The 25,362-nt window shown below is 37.6% G+C and carries 25 protein-coding genes and 1 riboswitch; of the genes, 20 read left to right on the forward strand and 5 right to left on the reverse strand.

Annotation, left to right across the window (positions count from 1 at the left end):
- The first annotated feature begins 17 nt into the window (after positions 1-17).
- Together ACPLOV_RS00900 and ACPLOV_RS00905 are read left to right on the forward strand one after the other, a co-directional pair.
- Positions 18-1,637 (forward strand): amidohydrolase, encoded by a 1,620-nt coding sequence (locus tag ACPLOV_RS00900; RefSeq protein ID WP_424909250.1) that lies wholly within the window; start codon positions 18-20, stop codon positions 1,635-1,637.
- 55 nt (positions 1,638-1,692) lie between these two features.
- On the forward strand, positions 1,693-3,015 hold the full coding sequence (locus ACPLOV_RS00905; RefSeq protein ID WP_424910322.1) for a DEAD/DEAH box helicase: 1,323 nt from the start codon (positions 1,693-1,695) through the stop codon (positions 3,013-3,015).
- Positions 3,016-3,049: 34 nt separating this feature from the next.
- On the opposite strand, the gene ACPLOV_RS00910 is transcribed toward ACPLOV_RS00905, so the two are convergent.
- Positions 3,050-3,442, reverse strand: coding sequence for a bacteriohemerythrin (locus ACPLOV_RS00910; RefSeq protein ID WP_424910323.1), 393 nt, complete (start codon positions 3,440-3,442; stop codon positions 3,050-3,052).
- A gap of 236 nt (positions 3,443-3,678) precedes the next feature.
- Between ACPLOV_RS00910 and ACPLOV_RS00915 the strand changes: the two genes are divergently transcribed.
- From ACPLOV_RS00915 to ACPLOV_RS00925, 3 genes are read left to right on the forward strand one after another with little or no spacing between them, the layout of a single operon-like run.
- Positions 3,679-5,262 (forward strand): Na+/H+ antiporter NhaC family protein, encoded by a 1,584-nt coding sequence (locus ACPLOV_RS00915; protein WP_424909247.1) that lies wholly within the window; start codon positions 3,679-3,681, stop codon positions 5,260-5,262.
- Between the two features lie 27 nt (positions 5,263-5,289).
- Positions 5,290-6,741, forward strand: a complete 1,452-nt coding sequence (locus ACPLOV_RS00920; RefSeq protein ID WP_424910324.1) for a trimethylamine methyltransferase family protein — start codon at positions 5,290-5,292, stop codon at positions 6,739-6,741.
- A gap of 29 nt (positions 6,742-6,770) precedes the next feature.
- Positions 6,771-7,952 carry a saccharopine dehydrogenase family protein gene (locus ACPLOV_RS00925; protein WP_424909245.1) on the forward strand — a complete coding sequence of 394 codons (1,182 nt, stop codon included), beginning with the start codon at positions 6,771-6,773 and terminating at the stop codon, positions 7,950-7,952.
- Here the strand turns inward: ACPLOV_RS00925 and megL are convergent.
- From megL to ACPLOV_RS00940, 3 genes are all read right to left on the reverse strand, one after another.
- A complete protein-coding gene (gene megL, locus ACPLOV_RS00930) occupies positions 7,945-9,129 on the reverse strand; it encodes a methionine gamma-lyase (protein ID WP_424909244.1) in 1,185 nt (394 codons plus the stop codon). The genes ACPLOV_RS00925 and megL overlap by 8 nt on opposite strands.
- A gap of 164 nt (positions 9,130-9,293) precedes the next feature.
- Positions 9,294-9,947: a sigma 54-interacting transcriptional regulator gene (locus ACPLOV_RS00935; RefSeq protein WP_424910348.1), complete on the reverse strand. Its 654-nt coding sequence runs from the start codon at positions 9,945-9,947 to the stop codon at positions 9,294-9,296.
- The gene (locus ACPLOV_RS00940; protein ID WP_424910325.1) at positions 9,944-10,876 is read right to left on the reverse strand and encodes a sigma 54-interacting transcriptional regulator; all 933 of its coding nucleotides are present in this window, start codon (positions 10,874-10,876) and stop codon (positions 9,944-9,946) included. The genes ACPLOV_RS00935 and ACPLOV_RS00940 overlap by 4 nt, the downstream gene beginning before the upstream one ends.
- Positions 10,877-10,996: 120 nt before the next feature.
- A riboswitch (cobalamin riboswitch) is annotated at positions 10,997-11,165 on the forward strand.
- On the opposite strand from ACPLOV_RS00940, the gene ACPLOV_RS00945 reads away from it, so the two are divergent.
- The 12 genes from ACPLOV_RS00945 to ACPLOV_RS01000 all read left to right on the forward strand — a co-directional run bounded on the left by ACPLOV_RS00945 (position 11,123) and on the right by ACPLOV_RS01000 (position 21,439).
- The gene (locus ACPLOV_RS00945; protein ID WP_424909242.1) at positions 11,123-11,248 is read left to right on the forward strand and encodes a hypothetical protein; all 126 of its coding nucleotides are present in this window, start codon (positions 11,123-11,125) and stop codon (positions 11,246-11,248) included. It overlaps the preceding riboswitch by 43 nt.
- Position 11,249: 1 nt before the next feature.
- Positions 11,250-12,065 (forward strand): kinase, encoded by an 816-nt coding sequence (locus tag ACPLOV_RS00950; protein WP_424909241.1) that lies wholly within the window; start codon positions 11,250-11,252, stop codon positions 12,063-12,065.
- A gap of 25 nt (positions 12,066-12,090) precedes the next feature.
- Entirely contained in the window at positions 12,091-13,536 is a 1,446-nt protein-coding gene (locus tag ACPLOV_RS00955; RefSeq protein WP_424910326.1) for a cobyric acid synthase, read from the forward strand.
- A gap of 1 nt (position 13,537) precedes the next feature.
- Positions 13,538-14,485 (forward strand): adenosylcobinamide-phosphate synthase CbiB, encoded by a 948-nt coding sequence (gene cbiB / locus ACPLOV_RS00960; RefSeq protein ID WP_424910327.1) that lies wholly within the window; start codon positions 13,538-13,540, stop codon positions 14,483-14,485.
- A gap of 66 nt (positions 14,486-14,551) precedes the next feature.
- Entirely contained in the window at positions 14,552-15,538 is a 987-nt protein-coding gene (locus tag ACPLOV_RS00965; RefSeq protein WP_424910349.1) for a pyridoxal phosphate-dependent aminotransferase, read from the forward strand.
- Between the two features lie 33 nt (positions 15,539-15,571).
- Positions 15,572-16,099 (forward strand): FmdE family protein, encoded by a 528-nt coding sequence (locus ACPLOV_RS00970; RefSeq protein WP_424910328.1) that lies wholly within the window; start codon positions 15,572-15,574, stop codon positions 16,097-16,099.
- 83 nt (positions 16,100-16,182) lie between these two features.
- Positions 16,183-16,701 (forward strand): cysteine hydrolase family protein, encoded by a 519-nt coding sequence (locus ACPLOV_RS00975; protein ID WP_424910329.1) that lies wholly within the window; start codon positions 16,183-16,185, stop codon positions 16,699-16,701.
- A 165-nt stretch (positions 16,702-16,866) separates the two neighbouring features.
- A complete protein-coding gene (locus tag ACPLOV_RS00980) occupies positions 16,867-18,492 on the forward strand; it encodes a methyl-accepting chemotaxis protein (RefSeq protein ID WP_424910330.1) in 1,626 nt (541 codons plus the stop codon).
- 24 nt (positions 18,493-18,516) lie between these two features.
- Positions 18,517-18,897, forward strand: a complete 381-nt coding sequence (gene crcB, locus ACPLOV_RS00985; RefSeq protein ID WP_424909798.1) for a fluoride efflux transporter CrcB — start codon at positions 18,517-18,519, stop codon at positions 18,895-18,897.
- A gap of 17 nt (positions 18,898-18,914) precedes the next feature.
- The gene (locus ACPLOV_RS00990) at positions 18,915-19,268 is read left to right on the forward strand and encodes a DUF190 domain-containing protein (RefSeq protein WP_424909797.1); all 354 of its coding nucleotides are present in this window, start codon (positions 18,915-18,917) and stop codon (positions 19,266-19,268) included.
- Position 19,269: 1 nt separating this feature from the next.
- Positions 19,270-19,950, forward strand: coding sequence for a deoxyribose-phosphate aldolase (gene deoC, locus ACPLOV_RS00995; protein ID WP_424910331.1), 681 nt, complete (start codon positions 19,270-19,272; stop codon positions 19,948-19,950).
- 82 nt (positions 19,951-20,032) lie between these two features.
- Positions 20,033-21,439 (forward strand): FG-GAP-like repeat-containing protein, encoded by a 1,407-nt coding sequence (locus ACPLOV_RS01000; protein ID WP_424910332.1) that lies wholly within the window; start codon positions 20,033-20,035, stop codon positions 21,437-21,439.
- Between the two features lie 7 nt (positions 21,440-21,446).
- Here the strand turns inward: ACPLOV_RS01000 and ACPLOV_RS01005 are convergent, their stop codons facing one another.
- Entirely contained in the window at positions 21,447-21,890 is a 444-nt protein-coding gene (locus ACPLOV_RS01005) for an exonuclease SbcC (RefSeq protein WP_424910008.1), read from the reverse strand.
- 125 nt (positions 21,891-22,015) lie between these two features.
- Here ACPLOV_RS01005 and ACPLOV_RS01010 point away from each other — a divergent pair, with 125 nt between their 5' ends.
- The 3 genes from ACPLOV_RS01010 (at position 22,016) to gap (ending at position 25,339) form a co-directional block, all read left to right on the forward strand.
- Positions 22,016-22,504 carry a general stress protein gene (locus tag ACPLOV_RS01010; protein WP_068747355.1) on the forward strand — a complete coding sequence of 163 codons (489 nt, stop codon included), beginning with the start codon at positions 22,016-22,018 and terminating at the stop codon, positions 22,502-22,504.
- 240 nt (positions 22,505-22,744) lie between these two features.
- Complete coding sequence (gene rpoN, locus ACPLOV_RS01015) at positions 22,745-24,133, forward strand: RNA polymerase factor sigma-54 (protein ID WP_424909087.1); 1,389 nt, start codon at positions 22,745-22,747, stop codon at positions 24,131-24,133.
- 192 nt (positions 24,134-24,325) lie between these two features.
- Entirely contained in the window at positions 24,326-25,339 is a 1,014-nt protein-coding gene (gene gap, locus ACPLOV_RS01020) for a type I glyceraldehyde-3-phosphate dehydrogenase (protein WP_424909088.1), read from the forward strand.
- Positions 25,340-25,362: the final 23 nt, after the last annotated feature.

The following is a 25,362-nucleotide window of genomic DNA, read 5'->3' on the forward strand; positions in this document are numbered from 1 at the left end:
ATTAAGGGGGAGGCTTTATGGACCTAATATTATACAACGGGAAAATAATCACTATGGATGGGAATTTGCCACAAGCCGAGGCTGTGGCTATTAAGAACGGTAAGATAATAAAAGTGGGTAGTAATGGAGAAATTTTATCGTACAGGGAAAGCAATACCGAAGCGATAGATTTAAAAGGGAAGATAGCACTTCCAGGATTTAATGACAGCCATATGCACCTTTTAAGTTTTGCATTAAGCCTTGAAAAAGCTGATTTAAACGGATGCATTGACATACAAGAGTTAATTAAAAGGGTGAGGGATTTTATAGAAGCTAACGGAATTAAAAAAGGAGAATGGGTTCAAGGAAGGGGATGGAATCACGAGCTTTTTTATGAAAAAAGGATGCCCACGAGGCACGATCTGGATAATATTTCCCGGGAACACCCTGTAATTTTGACAAGAACCTGCGGCCACATTGCGGTGGCAAATACATATGCATTAAAGCTTGCAGGCATATTTGAAAATCCTCCTGCTGTACCGGGTGGGAGCATAGATCTTGATGAAAAGGGAATGCCTACAGGAGTGCTTAGAGAAAATGCAATGGAACTTATATACGGTAAATTGCCACCTTACGATAAATCGAAAATAAAAAAATTGATAGTAGAGGCGGCAGAAAAGTTTATTAAATCGGGATTGACATCGGTGCAATCCGATGATTTAGAGTCAATAAAAGGTGATTTTGAAGAGATTTTAAAAGCTTATTTTGAATTGGAAGGGGAAAATAAACTTCCCATTAGAGTAAACGAACAGGTGCTGCTGCCTACTATAGAAAAACTTGAAAGATTTCTTTCCCTCGGGTTGAGGACCGGACATGGCAGCGAGTATTTTAAAATTGGTCCTTTAAAACTTTTAACCGATGGTTCTCTCGGCGGAAGGACTGCTGCTTTGACCTTCCCTTATGAAGATGATAAAGATACAAAAGGCATAGCCATATACACCCAGGATCAGTTGGATGAGCTGGTGGAAAAAGCATACCTTAACGGAATGCAGGTGGCCTGCCATGCTATTGGAGACAGGGCGATGGAAATGGTATTTAACTCCTATGAAAAAGCTATGAAAAAACTTCCCAAAAAAGACCCGCGTTTCAGGATAATCCACTGTCAGATCACGACTGAAGAGTTAATTGAAAAATTCAGTAAATATAAAGTAATTGCAGATATCCAACCGATTTTTGTTTCTTCGGATCTTTCCATTGTAGAAAAAAGAATTGGCAGGGAAAGGGCTAAGTGGACTTATAACTGGAAAACCCTTATAAAAAAAGGTGTTCCCGTTGCCGGTGGTTCGGACTGTCCTGTGGAACCTTTTAATCCTCTTTTTGGCATATACGCTGCTGTTACAAGAAAGAATTTATCAGGATTTCCCGAAGATGGCTGGCTACCGGAACAAAAACTTTCTGTAAAAGAGGCAGTTTATATTTTTACCATGGGATCGGCATACTGCACTTTTGAAGAAAATATCAAGGGATCGATAGCATCCGGTAAATTGGCGGATATCGCGGTGCTATCGGAGGATATTTTTAAAATTGCTCCCGATGATATAAAAGATGTAGAAGTAGAAATGACCATACTGGGAGGGAAAATAGTCTACAGCAAATAAATGCTTTTTTTGGGGATAATAAAAAATAAAAAGGAAAATAAAAAGGTGAGTAAATATGAAAGAAAAAAAAGAAGTAAAAGGTTTTAATGAGTTAAATTTGTCAAAAGAGGTTTTGAAAGCTATTGAAGAAATGGGGTTTGAAGAACCAACTCCCATACAGTACAAAACAATTCCTGAAATTCTGGAAAATAAGGATGTAATCGGCCAGGCTCAAACTGGCACGGGTAAGACCGCAGCTTTTGGAATCCCAATTATTGAAAGGGTGGATTCTACAAAAAAAACCGTCCAGGCACTTGTGCTCTGTCCCACTCGAGAATTGGCGGTACAGGTTTCAGAGGAATTGAAACACCTTTCTAAGTATAAAAAAGGTATGAATATTGTTCCAATATACGGGGGTCAAGCAATAGAACGGCAGATACAGCTTTTAAAAATGGGGGTTCAAATCGTAATTGGTACACCGGGCAGAGTAATAGACCATTTAAAGAGAAAAACGTTAAAAGTCGATAATATTAAATACTTCGTTCTGGATGAGGCAGATGAAATGCTCAATATGGGTTTTATAGAAGATGTGGAATGGATATTGGATAAAACTCCGAAGGAAAAACAAATTGTATTATTTTCGGCAACAATGCCTCAAGAAATTTTGATGCTTGCAAAGAAGTATCAAAAAAACCCGGTGTTTATTAAGGTGGTTCATGATGAATTAACGGTCCCGAGTGTAGAACAAAAATATATAGAAGTCAAAGAGGAAGATAAAATAGAAGTGCTCTCAAGATTGATAGATTTATACAATATTAAAAAAGCGATGGTATTTTGCAATACAAAGAGGAAGGTAGATGAGGTAGCTGATTTGTTGCAGGCAAGAGGTTACTTATCCGAAGGGCTTCACGGGGATATGAGACAATCCCAGAGGAATAAAGTTATAGAAAAGTTTAGAAAAGGGCATTTAGAGATCCTGGTAGCTACTGATGTCGCAGCAAGAGGTCTGGATATCGAAAATGTGGAAGTGGTGTTTAATTTCGACGTACCCCAGGATGTGGAGTACTATGTGCATAGAATTGGAAGGACCGCAAGAGCAGGAAAAGAGGGTAAAGCTTATTCCTTTGTTACAAAAAAGGATTTTTATAGATTAAAGGATATACAAAAATATATTGGAAAGAAAATAAAATTAGAAAAAATACCTACTTTACTTGAAATAGGAGAAAAAAGGCTCGAAGAATATTTGCGTTATATTCAAGCAGAAATAGAAAAAGGCGCAAATCAAAAATTGTACGATATTATTGAAAGGTTGGCTGGAACGGAATATACCACCTTAGATATTGCAGCTAATTTATTAAAACTTCTTTTGATAGAAAAAGATATTATCGTTAAAGAATAAAATTAACCTGCCTTATTTTAGGCAGGTTTTTATCTTATTCCGAAATTATTTTTTTATCCTTTTCCAGAATGTGATTGCTTATCCAGTTAACTATAAAATCGAGAAGTTCCATAACGTAGGCTTCCTGGTTCTGGTCGATTTTAAATACATCAATACTGTCAATTTTTTCAATAAAATCTTTGTGTTCAACCTTATGGGAAAGGAGTCTCTTGTAACCTATTTTTTCCATATAATCTTCTTCCGACTTAAAATGGTATTTTGCGTAGTCTTTTAACTCGGAAATTAATTCTATAATCTTATCGTATTTATCTAAGATAAATTCATTCTTTAAAAGGTTATAAGTATCTTCGGCTATTTCAAAAAGCCTCCTGTGCTGATTATCTATTTCGTAAATACCTATCTTATAGTCGTCTTTCCATTTAATCAAAGTTATGCCCCCCTTTTTTTTATGCTTATATTTTAACTATATCAGACCATTATATAAGCTGACAATGCTTGTAGAATAAATTTTCTACTTTTCAAATATTATTAATAGAGGAAACAATAAAAATAATTTTTAAACAATTATGATTTGGAAGGAAAATTATAGTAAATATAGAAAATATATAAATATATAAAAATTAAATTTATTTAAAGTAAGTTATTTGAAAGGAGTGGAAGTCAGTGGAACATTACGGTTTTTTATCGGTATTACCTCCCCTGATAGCCATTTTACTGGCTATTGTTACAAAGGAAGTGCTTATTTCGTTAACCGCAGGAATTTTTGTGGGAACTTTGATTTTAAGCAATGGAAACGTATTTCAGGCTTTTATCTCTGCCTTCGATATTGCTTTTGAGAAAGTAGGAGATGCTTCCTGGAATGCCAGGACATTATTATATGTATTTTTCCTGGGGGGAGTTCTGGGGCTGGCGACCCGTTCGGGAGGGGCAAAGGCTTTTGCGGATTTTATAGCAAACAAAATTAAATCCAGGAAAAGCGCTCAAACTATGACCTTAGCGGCGGGACTTTTCATATTTTTTGATGATTATTTTAACTGTTTGACGGTAGGTTCTGTATTAAAGCCGGTGACAGATAAGTTCAGGGTTTCAAGGGAAAAACTGTCTTTTATTACCGATGCCACGGCAGCGCCGGTTTGTATTCTTGCGCCTATTTCTACGTGGGTTGCTTATATCATAGGGTTATTATCGGAACAATTTCAAAATCTGAAACTAAATAATAATGCTTTTGTGGAATTTGTCAAAACCATACCGGTTAATTTTTACTCATGGCTTATGCTCCTGATGATAGTTGTAATAATATTTACCAAATTAGAGTACGGACCGATGGCTAAAGCTGAAATCAGAACTATCAAGACCGGCCAGTTATATAATCCAGATAGGCTGCCGCCACCGGGTCTTGATACCGGAGAAAAGAAAGTATCTGAAAAAGGCAAGGGCATAGATATGATTTTCCCAATCGCCGCTCTGATAATTATTGTATTTCTTTTTATGCTCTATACGGGAGGTTACTTTGAAGGTGGAAAAAGCGTGGGAGCAGCCTTGCAATCCTCGGATTCGGTGACGGCTTTAGTATATGGTTCCTTCCTTACATTGACGGTTACGATATTGTTTTATAAAATCCGAGGGGTTCTTAATATTTTGGAAGCAATGGATGCCGTGGTTGAAGGAATGAAGTCAATGATGGTAGGGAATACGATACTGGTATTAGCCTGGATCATAGGCGGGGTTACATCAAAACTTGGAACGGGCGCTTATGTTTCGGAAGTAGTAAAGGCATCCATGCCGGTATGGTTGATTCCTTTTTCAGTTTTTATAGTAAGCTGTATCATGGCATTTGCTACGGGTACTTCATGGGGTACCTTCGCAGTAATGGTTCCTTTAGTGGTGCCTGTTGCAATAAGTACCAACATCAGTTTAACAATGGTTTTAGCGGCTTTGTTTAGCGGTGCTATTTTCGGAGATCATTGTTCGCCTCTTTCGGATACTACAATTTTATCGTCTACCGGTGCCGGATGTCCTCACATCGACCATGTAAATACCCAGCTTCCCTATGCTTTAACTGCGGCTTCCTGTGCCGGATTAGGATTTCTCCTATTTGGAATCACGAAAAATCCAGTAATTTCTTTTATTGCGGCATTGGCAGCGATGGTAATATTAATGTTTGTCATGGGCAAAATTAATGCAAAACAAATTGACGAAATTGAAAAATATATTTTGGAACTGGAGGCTGGTAAAGTAAATGAATAACCATAAATTTTTATTTGGAGGGATTTTATGCTATATCCTGCTGAATTCAAGTATAGAATGAGCATGCTGAATTCAAAGGAAATCGAAATGATTCATCAGGCAAGCTTAGAAATACTTCAAAGAACAGGGGTTTATATGCCTTTAAAAAAAGAAAGGTTAGAAGTATTAAAAGAATATGGAATTACCGTAAGGGAATATGATAAAAGAATATATTTTCCACCCAAGGTTGTGGAAGAAGCACTCAGTAAAGCACCTAAAAGTTATACTCTTTATGCCAGAAATCCCGAATACGACTTGCCTTTAGACGGACAGCACGGGTATTTGAGTTTGGATGGATGCGGTGTTCACGTAGTAGACCTGGAGACCGGTCAGGTGAGAAAATCTACGAGAGAAGACCTTGCCCGGGCGGCAAAAGTAGCGGATTTCCTGCCGCAAATTTCCTTTTTGTGGCCCTGTGTAAGTGCCCTCGATTGCACTCCTTCGGTGCAACCACTCTATGAACTGAAAACCCTTTTTGAGAATTCCAGTAAACATATACAGGTCATGACCGCCGTAGATCCACTGAATGCAAAAGGGAGTGTCGAAATTGCAGCGAGTGTAGCCGGAGGAAGGGATGCTTTGCGAAGAAGGCCAATTATCTCGAACTTTCAGTGCAGTGTAAGTCCTTTATGCTTTGAAGAAAAAAGCATGGAAGCGGCTTTTATATTTGCAGAAGCGGGAATTCCTGTGGGTATTATGACCATGCCTATGGGAGGGGCTACAGCACCGATAACTGTAGCGGGGAATATGGCTGTCAGTAATGCTGAAATTTTGGCGGGAATTACGGTACTGGAACTTTTATACCCTGGAACTCCTACTTTTTACGGTTCCTGTGCTACGATGATGGATTTGAGGACCGCCCAGATAACCTGCGGAGCGCCGGAAGATTTTTTAATGCAGGCTGCCATATGTGAAATGGCTCATTATTATAAAATCCCTGCCTGTGTCGGTACTTTTGCTACCGGAGCAAAAACCTTTAACTGGCAATCCGGTGTGGAAAATTCAATATCCTGTGCGGTTAGTGTTTGGTCCGGTGCTGACATGATATGCGGTGCGGGAATGTTGAACGGTGCTACCATCTTTTCTTTTGAACAACTGCTTATGGATTGTGAAATTTTTGAAATTATAAGACGGGTATTTTCGGGTGCCGAAGTAAACGCGGAAACCTTAGGACTGGATGTAATAAATAAGGTAGGGCCTGGGAATAATTTTTTGATCGAAAAACACACCATAAAATTTGCAAGAAAAACGTGGATGCCCAGCCTGATACAGCATAAGTCTTATGAGGACTGGGTAAGAAATGGGAAACCTTCTCCCGAAGGTATTGCAAAAGAAAAGGTGCTCACAATCCTTAATAGTCACCAACCTTTACCCCTGAATAACACGGAAGAGTTAAATGAGATAATAGATTATTATGAGCACTTGAGCAGGGCAAAATAATTTTTAATTTACAAAAGGAGGGAAATTATATGGGCTACGTATATGCCGTCCTCGGAGGAGGAAGGCAGGGCACTGCTGCGGCTTACGATATGGCCAAATCCGGGGATGCGGATGCGGTCTTAATTGCGGATATATCATGGGAAAATGCGGTTAAATCCTGTGACAGGGTAAATGCTTTGCTTAATAAAAAAATAGCCCAGCCCTTTAAATTGGATGTTACGGATAGAAAGAGCCTTCAGAATTTTTTAAATGAGGTGGATTCGTTTCTATCTGCAGTACCCTACTGGTACAATTTAAAGATTACTGAAGCAGCTATAGAGGCAAAAGCAAATATGTGCGACTTAGGCGGAAATACGGAATTGGTAAAAGAGCAGCTGAAATTAGACGAAAAAGCGAAAGAAGCGGGAATTGCCGTTATACCCGATTGCGGTCAGGTACCCGGCATGGGAACATCCTTGGTTGTATATGCCATGAGCCTTCTGGATAAACCTGAGGAAGTTTACATGTGGGATGGGGGAATACCCCAGAATCCCGTGCCTCCTTTTAATTACATACTTACTTTTAATATTGCGGGGTTGACCAACGAGTATTACGGAACAGCAAAATTTTTAAAGGATTATAAGGTTGTTGAAGTTCCTACCTTCAGGGAAGAAGATTACGAGCTGGTAAGTTTTCCCGAGCCCATTGGGGAACTGGAGGCATTTGTGACCAGCGGCGGTACTTCTACGGCTCCCTGGACCTTTGAAGGGAAAATAAAAACATTTATAAACAAAACTTTAAGGCATAAAGGGCACTTCGTGCAGTGGAAAACTTTAATGGATTTTGGTTTCCTGGAAGAGGAACCCATAGAAATAAGGGGAGTAAAGATTTCTCCGAGAGAAGTATTGCATGCTTTGGCCGAGCCCAAATTAAAGGCTAAGGAAAAAGATAAAGATATTGTCATAGTAAGGGTTAAAGTTCTGGGAGAAAAGGATGGTAAAAAAGCCGAGGCTCTTGTAGAAGTAATTGATTATTACGATGAAGAGACGGGATTTACTGCAATGAACAGAACCACCGGCTGGGACGGATCCATAGTCGCAATAATGAATGCAAAAGGAATTACAAAAAGAGGCGTAAATCCTGTGGAAATCGGTGTTCCAGCGGATGTTTTTGTAGAAGAACTGAAAAAAAGGGGAATCAATGTTTCGGAGAAGGTTTCCTACCTTACATAAGTTCTTTTTTAACTTTTTCAAGAGCTTGTTCTAAGTCCGCTATAATATCCTCTACATCCTCGAGACCAACTGATAGCCTTACGAGGCCATCGGCAATTCCCGCCCTTAACCTTTCTTCTCTGGGAACAGGGGAATGTGTCATAGAAGCCGGATGCTGTATAAGGGAATCTACGCAACCCAGACTTACTGCCAGTGTTATCATTTCTACACTGTTCATTAAAAGCTTCCCGGCTTCTATTCCCCCTTTTAATTCGAAACTTATCATACCGCCAAAGCCATCCATTTGCTTTTTGGCTAATTCATGCTGGGGATGAGAGAAAAGCCCTGGATAATATACTTTATCTATCATAGGATGGCCTTCCAGAAACTCTGCGACTATTTGAGCATTCCGGCAATGGCGGTCCATACGTAATCCTAAGGTTTTTATTCCTCTTAAAAGCAGCCAGGCGTCAAAGGGACTTATAATTCCACCAATATCCTTAAGATATGGCACCTTCATTTCAGCGATTAAATCTTTCGGACCTACGATTATACCCGCTATGACATCGCCGTGCCCACCGATGTATTTTGTAGCGCTGTGGATTACCACATCCACTCCATGCTCAATTGGTCTTTGCAAATAAGGTGTCATAAAGGTATTGTCTACAACCACTTTTGCTCCGACATTGTGGGCTATTTTTGCTGCTCCGCCAAGATCTACCAGTTTAAGTGTGGGATTGGCAGGCGTTTCTATATAAACAACTTTTGTGTTATGCTTTATAGCCCTCTCAAGATTTGAAAGCTCTGAAAGGTCAGCAAAAGTAACTTCTATTCCGTATTTCGGTAGAACATGGCTTAAAAAACTATGGGTACAACCGTACAAAGTGTCGTTTGCTACGATGTGATCGCCCTGTTTTAACAATGTGAATAGAACCGTAGAAATAGCTGCCATACCGGAGGCAGTAGCTATTGCCGCTTCACCGTTTTCTAAGGCCGCCATTTTTTCTTCGAGTTCGGTAACGGTGGGATTACCCAGTCTCGTGTATATATACCCGGCTTCTTCTCCGGCAAAGCGGCGCGCTCCCTGATCTACATTTTCAAATACAAAAGTTGAAGTCTGGTAGATGGGAGTTACGTGAGCTCCGGTAAAAGGGTCATGTTTTTGCCCCGCGTGAATAGCTTTTGTATTAAACCTCATAAAAGTCCCTCCAGGATATAGTTTTATTTTTGAATTATAGATCTGCAAAAACCGTACCTGTACCGCGGGGCTTTTATTAAGGGACAGTGGTAAGCAATTTAACCATATAAGGGATAATATGTGGTAAAAATATTTACCGATGGTAAAAAAATTTACCATATTAATTATTGAGAATCCTTTTTGCCGATCTCGTAAATTTTCATTTTGTTTATAATCGTAGCATGGGATACACCCAGAAGCCTGGCAGCTTCTCTTATGCTTTTGGATTTAGCCAGTGCATCCATTATAGCTTGTTTTTCTGCTTCTTCTACCGCTTCTTTTAGTCCTCTGCAGGATTTTTGAGCATTTTTCATTCTTCCCACTGTTGTTTCGCTGAATTCATCTTCTTTTAAAATTAGGTGTTCTTCTCTAATAAACTCTTCCTCACAAAGGTTTATGGCTCTTTCTATCACGTTAGAAAGTTCCCTTACGTTGCCCGGCCAGTCATATCTCATAAGTTTTTTGATAGCCTCGGGAGTGATATCTAAAAATTTTTTTCCCGCTTTTTGGCCGAGCTTTTTAACCAGGTGTCTTGCCAAAACGGGAATATCTTCTTTTCTTTCTCTAAGGGGAGGTATGATAATAGGAATAACGTTTAGCCTGTAATAAAGGTCCTCCCTGAATTTCCCCTCTTTCATTAATTTTTCCAGATCCCTGTTTGTGGCTGAAATTATCCGCACATCAACGGGGATTTCCTCATTTCCTCCTACCAGCCTGATTTTTCCTTCCTGCAGCACCCGGAGGAGTTTTACTTGAAGATGGGTGGAAAGTTCTCCTATCTCGTCAAGAAAAAGCGTACCCTTGTCAGCGTATTTAAAAAGTCCCTGCTTTCCCCCTTTTTCGCTCCGGTAAAGGCCCCTTCGTCATATCCAAAAAGTTCGCTCTCAAGGAGTGTATCGGGAATTGCAGCACAATTTACCGCTACAAAAGGCTTGTTCCTCCTTGGGCTTGCCATGTGAATTGACCGTGCAAAAAGTTCTTTGCCCGTTCCGCTTTCTCCGCGGATCAGGACGGTTGAATTCCCTTTTGCTGCTATTTTGGCTATTTCCTTTATCTTTTTTATCTTTTCACTTTCACCGAGGATTTCGTCAAAGGTTGTCATAGCCGGCTGGGTAAAAGAATACACCAGTTCCATTACGCTTTCTATATCTTGAAGGGAAGCCACAACCCCCACCGGGTTTCCTTCTTGATCGAGAATGGGTCGACCTGAAGTTATATAATGGCTTTTTACTCTTTCGCTGTTCAATACTATCTCCACATTATCGTAGCTTACGCCGGTTTTTAAAGTGTTTAACATTGGGATATCGGGTGCTAATATCTCGGCAACGGGTTTTCCTATGGCATCCTGGCCTTTTATCTTTAATATTTTCTCTGCTGCCGGGTTAAGAGCCGTAATTATGCCATTTTTATCTATGGCTATTATGCCTTCAACGGTAGCATCCAAAACAGCTTTGATTTCTTTTTCTTTTTTCTCCTGGGGCATCATCTTTATTCTTTCAACTTCTATTACATCTTTTTCCTTCATCAATTCATTTTTTAAAAAATCAAAAGAAAGTCCTTTTAAATTTTCAATTTTTATGCATGCATAACCGGGGCCGACTTCCATGGCTCTTAAATTTATATTGTATTTGCATAAAATTTTCAAAATATCCAGGGCCATTCCCACTCTATCCCGGGTTTTAACCATAAAACAAATCGATTCGTTCATTTGCATCACCTCTTTAATTTTATAAAAATTTATAAAAAATTTCTATAAAAACCGATTGGAAACTAATTGTTAAATTGTTGAAAAATACAAATATTTTATATTATAATAAAAGAAATACCGAATAAAAGGTTGCTCAAGGGTGCTAAAAGCTTAAAAGGGAAAGCGGTGAAAACCCGCTGCAGCCCCCGCTACTGTATACGGCGACGAATCCGAACCCCACTGGGAAACCGGGAAGGGCGGAGGAGGTTGACCCGTGAGCCAGGATACCTGCCCTTGAGGAATGCCGGTCCTTCGGAGGGAAGGAAAGGCATGGGTAAGTATGCTGTACCCCTGCCGAAGGCAGGGGTTATTAATTTTTATAAAGGGGGATAGGATGGTTGTAAGTTTTTTTTACCCGGGAAGCGCAGGGGAAATTTTACAGGGAAAAGTGGAGGGGAGGGACGTACTGGTTTCTTTTCCCGTAAATTTATATACCCGTGTTGAAATATTCGAAGGAGAGTTTAATGATAGGGAGGTAAAAGATTACGTTAAATCTTATAAGTTTTTTAAAAACATTTTAAAAAGGTGGGGAATGGATAGGGAAAAAAATCTTTGCTTTAAAATAAATTCAAAAATACCTAAGGGAAAGGGATTTGCGAGCAGTACGGCTGATTTATGTGCTCTGTACCACTGCCTCGTAAGATATTTTAAAAGGAAATTTGATATAACGGAATTAGTAGAAGAAGCTTTGAGAATAGAGCCTACGGACAGCATTGTATTTAACAGGGCAACCCTTTTTGATTATAAAAACGGGAAATATTATAAAATTTTGGGTGATTATATAAAATTTTACATATATGTATTCGAAGGAAAAGAGGAAGTGGATACAATAAAGTTTAATTTATCGGTTAAAGAACCCTTAGCTGAAGTTGATGACCTGGTACCGGTATTAATTCGGGGAATTGTGGAAAAAGATATTCGAAAAATTTCTCTGGTATCGACGGAGAGTATAAAAAGAAATCAAAAAAGGCTATATTACCCCATTCTTCAGGAAGTAGTAAGTATAATGAAAAAAACGGGAGGTCTTGGGATTATTGGCGGGCACAGCGGTAATTTTCTCGGAATTATATATGACCGGAAATTAGATTTTGATATAAAAATCGAAGGTTTTAAGAGTTACTGGGTAAATACTCTATCCAGAATCTATTAATAAAATAATTAAAGGAGTTGTTTATATGCGCATAATGGTTCAGGGAACTTCATCTTCCTGCGGCAAAAGCCTGGTTACAACTGCCCTGTGCCGGATTTTTGCCGAGGATGGTTACAGGGTATGTCCGTTTAAATCTCAGAACATGGCATTAAATTCTTATGTTACCGATGAAGGACTCGAAATGGGAAGGGCACAGGCTCTACAGGCTTTAGCCTGTAGGATAAAGCCCAAGGTGTATATGAATCCTATTTTATTAAAACCTACCACCGACAGGAAAAGCCAGGTAATTATTATGGGAAAGCCTTATAAAAACATGGATGCCGTGGAATATTTCAATTTTAAAAAAAGCCTTAAGGAAAAGATAAGGGAGATATATTCAGAGATAGAAAAACAATACGATATAATAGTGATAGAAGGGGCGGGAAGTCCTGCGGAGATAAACCTTAAGGAAGACGATTTTGTGAACATGGGGATGGCAGAAATAGCAAACTCCAATGTTCTCCTTGTGGGAGATATCGATAGGGGAGGAGTTTTTGCTTCAATATACGGAACATACATGCTGCTGGAAGAAAGCGAAAGAAAGAGGATAAAAGGAATAATAATAAATAAATTCCGGGGAGACAAGTCCTTATTAATGAGCGGTATTGAGATAATCGAGAATTTAATAGGTGTGCCGGTGATAGGTGTAATTCCGTATATTGATATAAGGCTGGAAGATGAGGATGGAATGGTCCAGTTAAATAATGTTTATAAAAATAAAATCAAAATATCGGTTATAAGGCTTCCGAGAATTTCCAATTCCTCCGATTTCAACCCCTTTCTTTTTGATGAAGATGTATCGCTATTTTATACGGATGATCCTGAGGAAATTGAAGATGCTGATATTGTTATTATCCCCGGCAGTAAGAACACCATTGAGGATTTAAGGTGGATGAAGAAAAAAGGACTTTTTAATAAACTCAAGGAACATAAAGGTATAATCTTTGGAATATGCGGTGGCTATCAGATGATGGGGAAAATAGTAATTGACGAGGAGGGCTGGGAGACAAAAAAGGGTGATTTTGAAGAGGGGTTGAATTTTTTTGATGGTATCACACACATAAAAGGGGAAAAGGTGTTGAGGAATGTAGAAGGTACCGCCCTTGGGAAAAGAGTCAGTGGCTACGAAATTCATATGGGTGAAACGGAAAATAACAAAAACCCGTTTGTTGAAATTCATAAAGAAGGCCAAATTATCTACGATGGAGATATGAAGGATGAAAGATTTTATGGCACTTACCTTCACGGCATCTTCGATTCCGGTGAATTCAGGCAGGAGATATTAAATATTATCAGGAGAAAGAAGGGATTGGAGCTTAAAACATCCCAGGATTTTAATATAAAGAGGGAGGAAGAATTGGCAAAACTTTCTCAGGTTTTCAGGGAGAATCTGGATATTGATTATATCTATAAAATAATGAAGGAAGATTAAAATGCTGGAAATAAAACTTCAATGGCTGGACATTATAATCGCCTGTATAGTGGATATTATTTTTGGTGACCCCTATAATTTTCCCCATCCTGTTAAATTCATGGGGAAACTTATAAGTTTTGAGGAAGCTTTGGCGAGGAAGTTTTTTAAAGAAAAGGGTTTAATTATTGCCGGTTTTTTTATAGTATTATTTAATATTGTTCTTGCCTTTACTATTCCCTGGTTTTTACTTAATCTTGTAAAATTTAATTACTTTCTTTTTCATGCAGTAAATATTTTTCTAATTTATACAACTGTTGCATCAAGGTGTTTAAAAGATGAAGCTATGAAAATTTATTATGCTTTAGAAAAATCCTTAGATGAAGCCCGTTATTGTCTTTCATTTATCGTTGGGAGGGACACAAAAAATCTCGATGAAAGAGAAGTAATCCGGGCAACGGTGGAGACGGTTGCGGAAAATACTTCTGATGGTGTTATTGCTCCACTTTTTTATGCCGTATTCGGGACGCCCTTTGCCATTGTTTATAAAATGGTTAATACCATGGATTCTATGCTGGGATATATGAATGATAAATATAAATATATTGGGTTTTTCCCTGCAAAAACCGATGATGTTTTAAACTTCTTTCCTGCCAGATTAACCGGGCTTTTAATGATAGTTTCGGGAATTTTTAAATATAATGTTATAGAAGCTTTCAGAATAATGATAAGGGATAGAAAAAATCACAAAAGCCCTAATTGTGCGTATCCCGAAGGGGCGGTAGCAGGGCTTCTTGGTGTGCAGCTGGGGGGAGATAATTTTTATTTCGGAGAACTTGTTAAAAAACCGAAAATTGGAGATAAAAAAAGGGAACTTGAAATTGAAGATATAAAAAGAGCTGTAAGTATAATGTTCGAAGCAGAAAGCATATTCCTTTTTGTTTTAATAATTGGGATCTTAATTCTGTAAAAACAAAGATAGAAGGGGAGGATTAATATACACGGAGGGGATATATATTCTTATGGAAGAGAACTGATCGATTTTTCCAGTAATATAAACCCTTTAGGATTAATGGAAGGTCTTGAAGAATACATAATCAAAAATTTATATAAACTTTCCTTTTATCCGGATATAAAATACAGAAAGCTTAAAAAAAATGTGGCGGAATACCTGAATATAAATGAAAATGAAGTAATTGTAGGTAATGGTGCTGTGGAGATAATAAATAATATTATATTAATGTTTAACAGGGTAGTTGTTTTCGTACCGTGTTTCAGTGAATATATTTTAAGGGCATCGGTTTTTAAAAAGCCTGTTGTAAGAATTCCTTTAGATGAAGAATTTAAGGTGAACCCTTTACTGCTCGAAGCAAATTTAAAAAGAGGAGACCTTCTAATTCTCGGAAATCCCAATAATCCCACAGGGTTCAGGATTAAAAAACAGCAATTGATAAAGATTGTTGAAATGGTGGAAGATAAAGAAGCCTTTTTGCTATTGGACGAAGCCTTTTATGAGTTTTGCGAAGATGATTACGACAGCATTAGCCTATTTTATGACTCTAAAAATGTTTGTATAATAAGAGCCGCCACAAAATTTTTTGCCCTGCCGGGTATAAGGCTTGGATATGCTTTTGCCAGTAAAGATTTTGTAAAAAATTATTCAATCTATGAACTACCCTGGAGCGTAAATGCGGTTGCCGAGATTGCATCAGATTATATCTTTAAAAATAAGGATTATATTATTAAAAGTAAAAATTACGTAAAAAAGCAAAGAGAGATGATGTACAAGAAATTAAATGAAATTTACAATATAAAGGTTTTCAGAACCGACTGCAACTTTTTCTTATTGAAACTTTTAAAATATGATGAAGAATACGTGTTTGAAAGACTTTTGGAGAAAAACTTATTAATAAGGAAATGTTCTGATTTTGAAGGGCTGGATAAAAGCTACCTTAGGGTGGCTGTAAAAAAGGAAAAAGAAAATATTGAATTGATAGAGGGATTAAAAAGTGTTTTAAATTAAATTATTAATTCTTACTTAAAGAGGGGAATAACAATGGACAAAAAATTATGGGAAAAATGTGTTTCGTTTCACGGGCACGAGTGTCCGGGCCTTGCGATAGGCTTCAGAGCTTGCGAAGCAGCAAAAGAAAAGCTAAACATAGGATTTTCAAAAGATGAGGAGATTGTATGCGTTACTGAAAACGATGCGTGCGGAGTGGACGCTGTTCAGGTAATAACCGGCTGCACCGTGGGAAAGGGGAACCTGATTTTTAGAAATACAGGTAAGCAAGCTTATACGTTTTTTAGAAGGGATACAAAAGAAGGAATAAGGATTGTATTAAAACCATCGGATAGGGAAATGACCAGGGAAGAAAAAATGAAATACTTATTAAATGCGCCATTAGAAGATATTTTTGAGTTTAAAAAGCCCCGTTTTGATATACCTGAAAAGGCAAGGATATTCAGGTCAGTAAAATGCGAAAATTGCGGTGAAATGGCTGCGGAAAATAAAATAAGATTGATGGAAGGTAAAAAAGTGTGCATGGACTGTTACGAGGATTACTTCAGAGGGTGGAACTAATTTTATAATTGACGTTATCTATTATTTAGATAATAATTATAAACAAGAATAAAATTAAAAATAATCAGTAAAAGGGGGATACCATGAGTAAGGCCCTTTTGGTTATTGATATGCTTAACGATTTTATCGATGAAAGGGGGAAGTTGTTTGTAGGGAAAGCCGGTAAGGATATAATCCCTTTCATAAAAGAAAAAATTACGGAATTTAGAGAAAGAAATCTACCTATTGTCTTTATCTGTGACAATCACGAAAAAGAGGATAGAGAATTTGAAATGTTTCCACCGCACTGCATTAAGGACTCATGGGGAAGCAGTATAATAGAAGATTTTGAAGTAAGAGAAGAAGACAAAATAATTAAAAAACGCCGCTACAGCGCTTTTTACGGAACGGATTTAGACCTTTATCTAAGGGAAAAAGGCATTGAAGAAATCCATCTTGTAGGCGTCTGTACAAATATATGCGTTTTATATACCGCAAAGGATGCCAGGGAAAGAGGCTATAAAGTAAAAATATACAAAGAAGGTGTAGCCTCTTTTAGCGAAGAAGCTCATAAATTTGCTTTAAAGGAAGCCGAAAAAACTTTGGGTTGTCAAATAATATAGGTATATAAAAAATAGGCTCTTTTTTAGAGCCTATTTTTTATCATATTCTCATTTTATAATGGCAAATTTTCTACAAAAAGTCTAAAAAATATCAAATTTGGGCTTTTTATTGCAGGGAAAAAATACCCTTATGTCGAATTATTTACTTTTACGGAGGTGTTTTTCATGAGGTTTCAAAAATTATTCTACTTTGCTTTATTACATATTATGCCATTATTGATCTTTTCTGTTTTTTTGATTTATTCCGGGATTTCATTCAGTAAAATTGTAATACCATTGCTCTTCTCTGTTATTTTTATGGTAATCTTAAGTGGTATATTTTTTACAAATTTATTAAAACCTCTAAAAAATCTATCCACGATAATCCAGGATTTTTCCAAAGGCAGTATTTCAATATTTGGAGAGTTAACCAAAATAAAAGGAGAATTTGAATTTTTATTAAAACCAGTAGCTGGAATATTTGAGCAAATTTTGGTTTTGATTGAAAATGTAGAGCGTACATCGGAACAGATAGATTACTTTGCGGAAAAATTTACCGGCAACATAAAATATATCGGTTCCGCTGCAGAACAGATAGCAAACTCCGTAAATGAAATTGCTGTGGGTGCAACAAAAGAAGCGGAATTTGCTCAAACGGTTACATTCAACATGGGAGAATTAAATTCCTTAGCTGATAACATTTCCGCTGAAACTTCAAAAGGTTCCGAAGGACTGGAAAAAATTGTGGTAAAAGCGAGAGAAGCAAAAGAAGTGTTGAACGAACTGATAGATGGATTGCAGTTTTCATCAAAGACCAGTAGGGAATCTTCCAAGATGATGAAGCGGTTGGAAGAACTTACGATAAAAATAAATGATTTCGTGGATGTAATTACCGAAATTGCTGGTCAGACAAATCTTTTAGCTTTAAATGCGGCTATTGAGGCGGCAAGGGCCGGAGAGCAGGGCAAGGGTTTTGCAGTAGTAGCCGGTGAAATCAGGAAGCTTGCAGAACAGTCGGGAAATGCAGCAAAGGAGATAAGGGAGCTTTCTTCAAAAATAAAAGAAGAATCAAAACTTACCGCCGAACAGGTGGAAAAGAGCGTGGCTACGGTGGACCAAAATATCTTAAAGGGGAAAGACTCACAGAAAGCTTTCGATGATATAATTACCGAAATAAACAATTTATGGGAAGCCATGCAGAGGATTAATGATTTAACAGGAAAACAGGCTCAGAAGGTAAAAAGCGTCTCACATGCGGTGGATGAACTTGCCGCCGTTGCCCAGGAAACCGCAGCAGGAGTAGAGGAAATATCTGCTTCTACCGAAGAGCAAAAGAGTTCTATTGATATAATAATTAAAGATGCCGAAAGAATATTTGACATGGCAGAAGAATTGAAATCTACTTTTGAGATCTTCACGAAGAATTTTAAAATTGGTGATGAGCATAATAAATTGATAGAAGCTACGAAAGATTTGATAGTGGAACTTTCGAAAAAAGATTACGTAGTCAATTTTAATATTGAAAAACAAAGAAAAGAGCTTAGAGAAATGTTAAAAGATAAACCTTATATTGCTAATTTTTTTGTGTCAGATAGGGAAGGCAATTTAGTTTATAATACTTTTGAAGAGCACATTTCAAAGAACTTTGCTTTCAGACCCTGGTTTAGAGAAGCCATGAAGGGTAATGTATATGTGACGAATCCCTATTTTGATGCCTCTACTCACAAGCTATGCGTAGCGGTATCATGTCCTGTAAAAAATGAAACAGGTTCTATCGTAGGAGTAATTGGAGCGGATATATATCTTTTATAATCAAAACGGTAGGTGGGGGAAATAGTGGATAGAATTATCGCAGTTGGTATAGGCAGTTTTTTCGGAGGCATTTTAAGGTATTTATTTTCAGGATGGGCTGCCGCTTTATTGGGAGAATTTTTCCCCTTCGGTACGCTTATCGTTAACATCCTGGGGAGTTTTTTTATGGGATTGGTAATGGCATCCAGTATAGAAGCAGGAATTTTAGATTTTAAGTGGCGTCTATTTTTAACGACAGGAATTATGGGAGCATTTACAACCTTTTCGACTTTTTCTTACGAAACCCTGCAGTTTATATTCGAAGGTGAGTTTTTGCTTGCGGCGTTAAATATTTTTTTAAATCTGCTTTTGGGGCTTTTTGGAGTATGGCTGGGGATTACCTTGGCGAGGCTTTTAATTTTATAGGAAAAAGGTGAAATGATATGAAATTGCAGGGAAGGGGAAAATTATTAAAAATTTATATAGGAGAATCCGATAAGTGGCACGGAGAAAACCTTTTTAACGCAATAGTGAAGATGGCAAAAAAAGAAGGCATGGCGGGTGCTACCGTATACAGGGGTATAGAAGGATTTGGCGCTTCGAGCAGGCTTCATACAGCAAAAATCATAAGGCTTTCCGAGGATCTACCCGTTATTATTGAAATTATTGACAGTGAAGAAAAAATAAATAATTTTTTAACTAAATTGGATGAGATGATTAATGAGGGCTTAATAATCCTTCAGGATGTAGATATTATTAAATATACCTCTAAGGAACATAATAAAATGGAGGGATAAAATGAACAGTCAGGAGCTTGCAAAATTAATCGACCATACTTTTTTAAAACCAACAGCGACTTTTGAAGATATAGACAGGTTGTGCAGGGAGGCTGTAGAGTACGGTTTTTATTCCGTTTGTGTAAATTCAACATTTGTAGAATATGCTGTAAAGCAATTAGTTAATACACCTGTTGTGGTTTGCACCACTGTGGGATTCCCTCTGGGTGCGGTACATAAGGAAACCAAAGCCTATGAGGCAAGAAAAGCCGTTAGCCAGGGTGCTTTAGAAGTTGATATGGTCATAAATTTGGGACTATTAAAAAGTGGAGATTATTTTGAGGTGAGAGAGGATATAGAAGGAGTAGTGAAAGCGGTAAAGCAGGAAAACAAGGATGCTAAGGTGAAGGTAATAATTGAGACCTGCTTTTTATCTGAGAGCGAGAAGGTAACGGCCGCAAAGCTCTGTCAGGAAGCCAACGCTGATTTCGTGAAAACCTCCACCGGATTCGGCACGGGCGGGGCAACGGTGGAAGATGTAAAGCTTTTAAGAATGCTTGTAGGTAATACTATGGGAGTGAAAGCCTCTGGTGGAATACGGGATTTAGATACAATGTTAAAGATGATTGAAGCCGGAGCAAATAGAATAGGTACAAGTTCGGGGGTAGCAATCATCGAGGAGTTAATTAAAAAGAGCCAGTAGGCTCTTTTTTTTTTTTTAACTTTTTTGCTCCCTGAAGAATAATATATTACAAGGACGAAGGACTTCGGGGAGGAATTAAAAAATGAGAGCAAAATACAATGTCCAATGGGCTAGTAAAGATTTGGGATTTGAAGCAAGAACAATTGTAGGAGACGTGGACGGGGACGGTGTTAATGAAATTATCACCATAGCCAATTTAGAAAATGTTAGTGGGTCTGTTATCGTGATTTTTAAAAAAAGAAGAAATACCATTGTAGAAGTGGGCAGGCTGGAATTAAGTCGTGATTCCCATTTAGTTTATATTTTCGATATAGACAGGGATGGAAGGAAGGAAATAATAGTTGGAACTGATAATAATATTGCCGTTTACAGATTGGAAGATAGAAAAATAAGATTTATTACGGAAAGCGCCGGAATCGGTGGGCCTGCCACTTCGATTGCGGTAGGGGATTTTGACAAAGATAGCTATGTAGAAATTATCGTAAGTGTTAGAAATAAAGTTTACATTTTCAGATGGAAAAACGGATTGGTGCTGATAAATAGTGTAAATTTTAAAGGGAATGTTAAAGTGGCAGCAGGTGATGTGGATAACGACAGAAGGATTGAGGTAATAATAAAAGAAGCAAACGATTCTACGGGTACCATATATATATTCGAATTAAGAAATAATGAACTAAGGAGGATAACATCCGTTATTATAAGAAATATAGGCCATGGTTTTCTTGTGGTAAAAGATGTGGACGGTGATGAAAAAGCTGAAATAATTTTCAATTCTAAGGATGATTTTATTTATATTCTTAAAAAAGTTGATAGGGAATTTATATTCTTCAGAAAAGATGTACCGGAATCGAAAAGCTTAAATGAAGCGGTGGTATACGATATTGATAACGACGGATTGAACGAAATAATCGCTATTTCCTTAAATAGTTTAATGATTCTGGAAATAGGGAACAGAGAAGTTAAAGTAAAATTGTTACAGATGATACCGAATGGTGCCATTAGTGTTTCCGCAGGAGAATTGGATGGAATGAGTCCACCGGAAATAGTAATTGGAACATCCTACGGTTACGTCTACCTTTTACAAACGGTCAGGGATGGTATGGGAGATAAATTGCTTATAGGAAGGGTTCAGTCTATAATACAGGATACCGTAGATATACCTGCTGGAAAACCCGATGCTTCAAGGATAGTAGAAGCTAATGCTAAATTTATTGTGAAAGATACCAGGGTAATCAAAGATAAGGTTATAGTGGACGGAGATGTAGAGGTTAAGGTTTTATACGTAGCAAATTTACCCTCTCAACCGGTGCATTTCTTTGAAGATGTTATACCCTTTCTACAATTTATCCATCTTTACGGTGCTCATCCGGGAATGGAAGCCCTTGTTCATTTTAAAACCGAATATGTGGATGCAAAACTGATTTCACCGAGGAAAGCCAAGATTACAGTAGTGTTTGAGATGTTTGTGAAATTAGTAAAATTTTATTAATCATCGGTTACTGATTTAAAGCAGGGTTTTCCCTTTCAATCTGGTTTAAAGTATCTTCGCATTTTGAGATATAATCGAACATCTTACTAATTGAGTTACTTTGAAGTAAAGCGTTTTGCGCCTGGGACAATGCGGAAATTGCTTGCTGCATTGCCTGAATTACCTGTAAATCCTGAGAAATAAGTTCTTCCACGCATTCCTTTTCCATAGAATCTATTATTTGTCTGTAATTTGCGGCATTTGCCTTCAGGTCTGAAACTCCCTGCATGGCAATCTGTTGTAGCTGTGAGGCTAAGTTATATAAATTTTCGAGTCTTTTTGCATCAGAGGTGTATGTGGTGGATTGGTTTAAGTTGTTCTGGATTTGCTGGCTTACGGATAATTGCTGTTCTCTTGCTAACTGTGCAATAGACTGGATTTCCTGAAGGAGTTTATCCTTTTCCAAAGCCATTTTTTCTCCCTCCCTCAAAATGACTTGTTTATAATATTCCCAAAAGAGTCCAATTTAATTCCAGGAATATATGGAGCATTTGAGGAGAAAATAAAAAAGAATAAAAGTTTTAAGGAGGGAGAATAATGGCGGTTAAAACTGTAATTGGTGTTTTCGAAAATAAACAGCAGGCGGAAAAAGCGGTAAATGCTTTGAGAAATTCGGGTTTTGATACAAATGAGATTTCCATTGTGGCAAAAGGAGGCAAAAAAAATAACGGAAATAACGGTGATGAAGAAACTCTGGAAATGGATACCCTTACTGATGGAACTGCAACGGGAGGAGTTATAGGAGGGCTGGCTGGTCTTGCCATAGGTGCTGGAGCTCTTGCTATTCCTGGTATAGGGCCGCTTTTTGCAGCAGGACCAATTGCAGGGCTATTGTCGGGAGCGGCAACGGGAGGCATAGCAGGAAGCCTTATTGATTGGGGAATTCCTGCCGAAAGGGGCAGATACTATGAAGAGGAAGTAAAGAAGGGAAAAATGCTAACAGTGATAAGAGCTCATGAGCAAAAAGTGCAGCAGGCTGCAGATCTTTTAAGGCAAAATGGGGCAAAAGATGTGGAAACCCATTAAAAAGCTGAATAAAGAGGGGTAATTTACCCCTCTTTTATTTTTTATTTTTTATGTGTTATAATACAATTGTAATACAATAAGATAAAAAATAATAATTATTAAAACAAAAGTATTCAAATAATTAATTTAATTTTAGTAAATTCTAAAAAAAGGTAAAATCATAATTATTGTCGAATATATTTATATGTAGTAATATTATTTTTTAATTTTCCTTTTGCATATATTTTGGGGGGCTTTTTTATGCAGGTAAATTTTAGTCTTAATTTAACCCAAACTCAAAAACTATTAATGACGCCGGAATTAAAACAGGCAATAACCATACTCCAGCTTTCGAGCTTAGAACTTACGGAATATATAGAAAATGAACTGGTAGAAAATCCTATTCTGGAAATTGAAGATGAAGAATACGAAGATCCGGAAGAAATTAGCGTTACGGGGGAAGAGGATTACAACATCGAATGGCAGGAGTATTTAGAACAGTGCGCGGATGCGGATTTTATTAGGATGCCGAAGGAAGAAAAGGAAGAAAAAAGCTTTGAAAATTTTGTTTCTTTAGCCCCCACCTTGCAGGAATATCTGCTAAACCAGCTGTTCCTTATGAAGATAGATAAACGAAGCTTTAAAATCGGAGAGTTTCTTATAGGAAACATAGATAACCGCGGATACCTGACCCTGGGTGTACGGGAAGCGGCTGAAATATTAAAGGTAAGAGAGTCAGAAGTGGAAAGGGTATTAAAAATTGTGCAAAGTTTTGACCCACCGGGTGTAGGAGCAAGGGATTTAAAAGAGTGCCTTATTATTCAATTGGAACAAAAAGGGATTTTAGATGATCTATTGAGAAAGATTATAGAAGAGCATCTTGAAGATTTAGCACAGGCAAAATATTCCAGGATAGCCGAAAGGTTAAATATTAGCCTGTCTAAGGTTCAAGAATTGAAGGATATCATTCTGACCCTGGATCCCAAGCCCGGAAGAAATTTCGCTTCGGGGAATGAAACTCAATACATCATACCCGATGCTTCGGTGAGAAAAATTAATGATGAGTATATAATCCTGATGAACGATACGGTTACGCCAAAACTTTCAATCAATCCTTACTACCGTTCCTTGCTTAATTCGGAAGATAAGGATCCCGGTGCTCTAAAATTCTTAGCCAAGAGATTTGAATCCGCATTGTGGCTGATAAAAAGTATAGAACAAAGGCGAATGACCCTTTATAAAGTTATAAAAGCTATCATAGATGTTCAAAAGGAGTTTTTAGATCACGGAATAGCATATTTAAAACCCTTAACATTAAAACAGATAGCGGACAAAGTTGGAGTACATGAATCCACAGTAAGCAGAGCGATTAACGGTAAATATATTCAAACACCAAGAGGAATATTTGAACTTAAATTTTTCTTCAGCAACGGTTTGGAAGGCTCTGACGGCAGCGCAATTTCCGCTGAAACCATAAAAAAGATGATAAAAGAAATGATAAATGCGGAAAATCCTTATAATCCTATAAGCGATCAGAAAATAGCCGATGAATTAAAAGAAAAGGGTATTAACATCTCCAGGAGAACCGTTGCTAAGTACAGGGAAGAAATAGGGATTCCCTGTTCAGCCAAGAGAAAAAGACTGGCTTAAAAATTTTTTAAAAAAATTAGACAATCGAGGGATTTTGTGGTATTATATATAAGGGTATATAATACCTTTTATTTTTTCTATAGCGGGACATTTATGTATATAAAGGGACAATAATTGTCCCGCACATGGCCGGTATAAAATTTTCCATTTAAGAAAATCTAAAAAAGAAATTAAAAAGAGGGAGGAATTGTTGTGAAAATTAGAGTGGGTATTAATGGTTTTGGAAGAATTGGAAGGAACTCCTTTAAGGCAGCTTTAAAAAATCACCCTGAAATCGAAATTGTAGCTATAAATGACCTGATGGATGCTCCCACCCTGGCACACCTTTTAAAGTACGATTCCGTTTTTGGCAGGTTTGAGGGCAAAGTCGAAGCAAAAGAAAATTCCATAATCGTGAACGAAAAGGAGATAAGGATTTTTGCGGAGAAGGACCCGGGGAATATACCCTGGAAGGATTTAGGAGTAGATATCGTAGTGGAATCCTCCGGTGTATTTACTTCTAAAGACAAAGCTGCTTTACATATTGAAAAAGGTGGAGCCAAAAAAGTAATTATTTCGGCTCCGGCAAAGGATGAAGATATTACAATTGTCATGGGCGTAAACCATGAAAAATACAACCCGAAAGAGCATCACGTTATTTCTAACGCTTCCTGTACGACCAACTGTCTTGCACCGGTAGCCAAGGTCTTGATGGATAATTTTGGAATACAGAAGGGATTAATGAATACGGTACATTCGTATACTAATGACCAAAGAATTCTTGATTTACCCCATAAGGATTTAAGAAGGGCAAGGGCAGCGGCTTTAAATATAATACCTACAACTACGGGTGCTGCAAAAGCTGTAGCTCTGGTAATTCCGGAATTAAAAGGAAAGTTGAACGGATTTGCTTTGAGGGTGCCTACCCCAACGGTTTCAATAGTAGATTTTACAGTTTTATTAGAAAAGAAAGTCACCGCAGAGGAGGTTAATGAAGCCCTGAGAGCTGCTGCAGAGGGCTCCATGAAAGGAATTCTCGGTTATACCGATGAACCGCTGGTTTCAATGGATTTCAAAGGATCGGAATATTCTTCAATTGTGGATGGTTTATCCACAATGGTAATTGAAGGGGACTTTGTAAAGGTGATTGCATGGTACGATAATGAATGGGGTTATTCCTGCAGGGTTATGGATCTGGTAAAATATATTGCAGAAAAAGGACTGTAATGAAAAATAGCCCAATATTATTG

The sequence above is a fragment of the Thermovenabulum sp. genome, from assembly GCF_049723235.1.
Lineage (GTDB): Bacteria > Bacillota > Thermosediminibacteria > Thermosediminibacterales > Thermosediminibacteraceae > Thermovenabulum.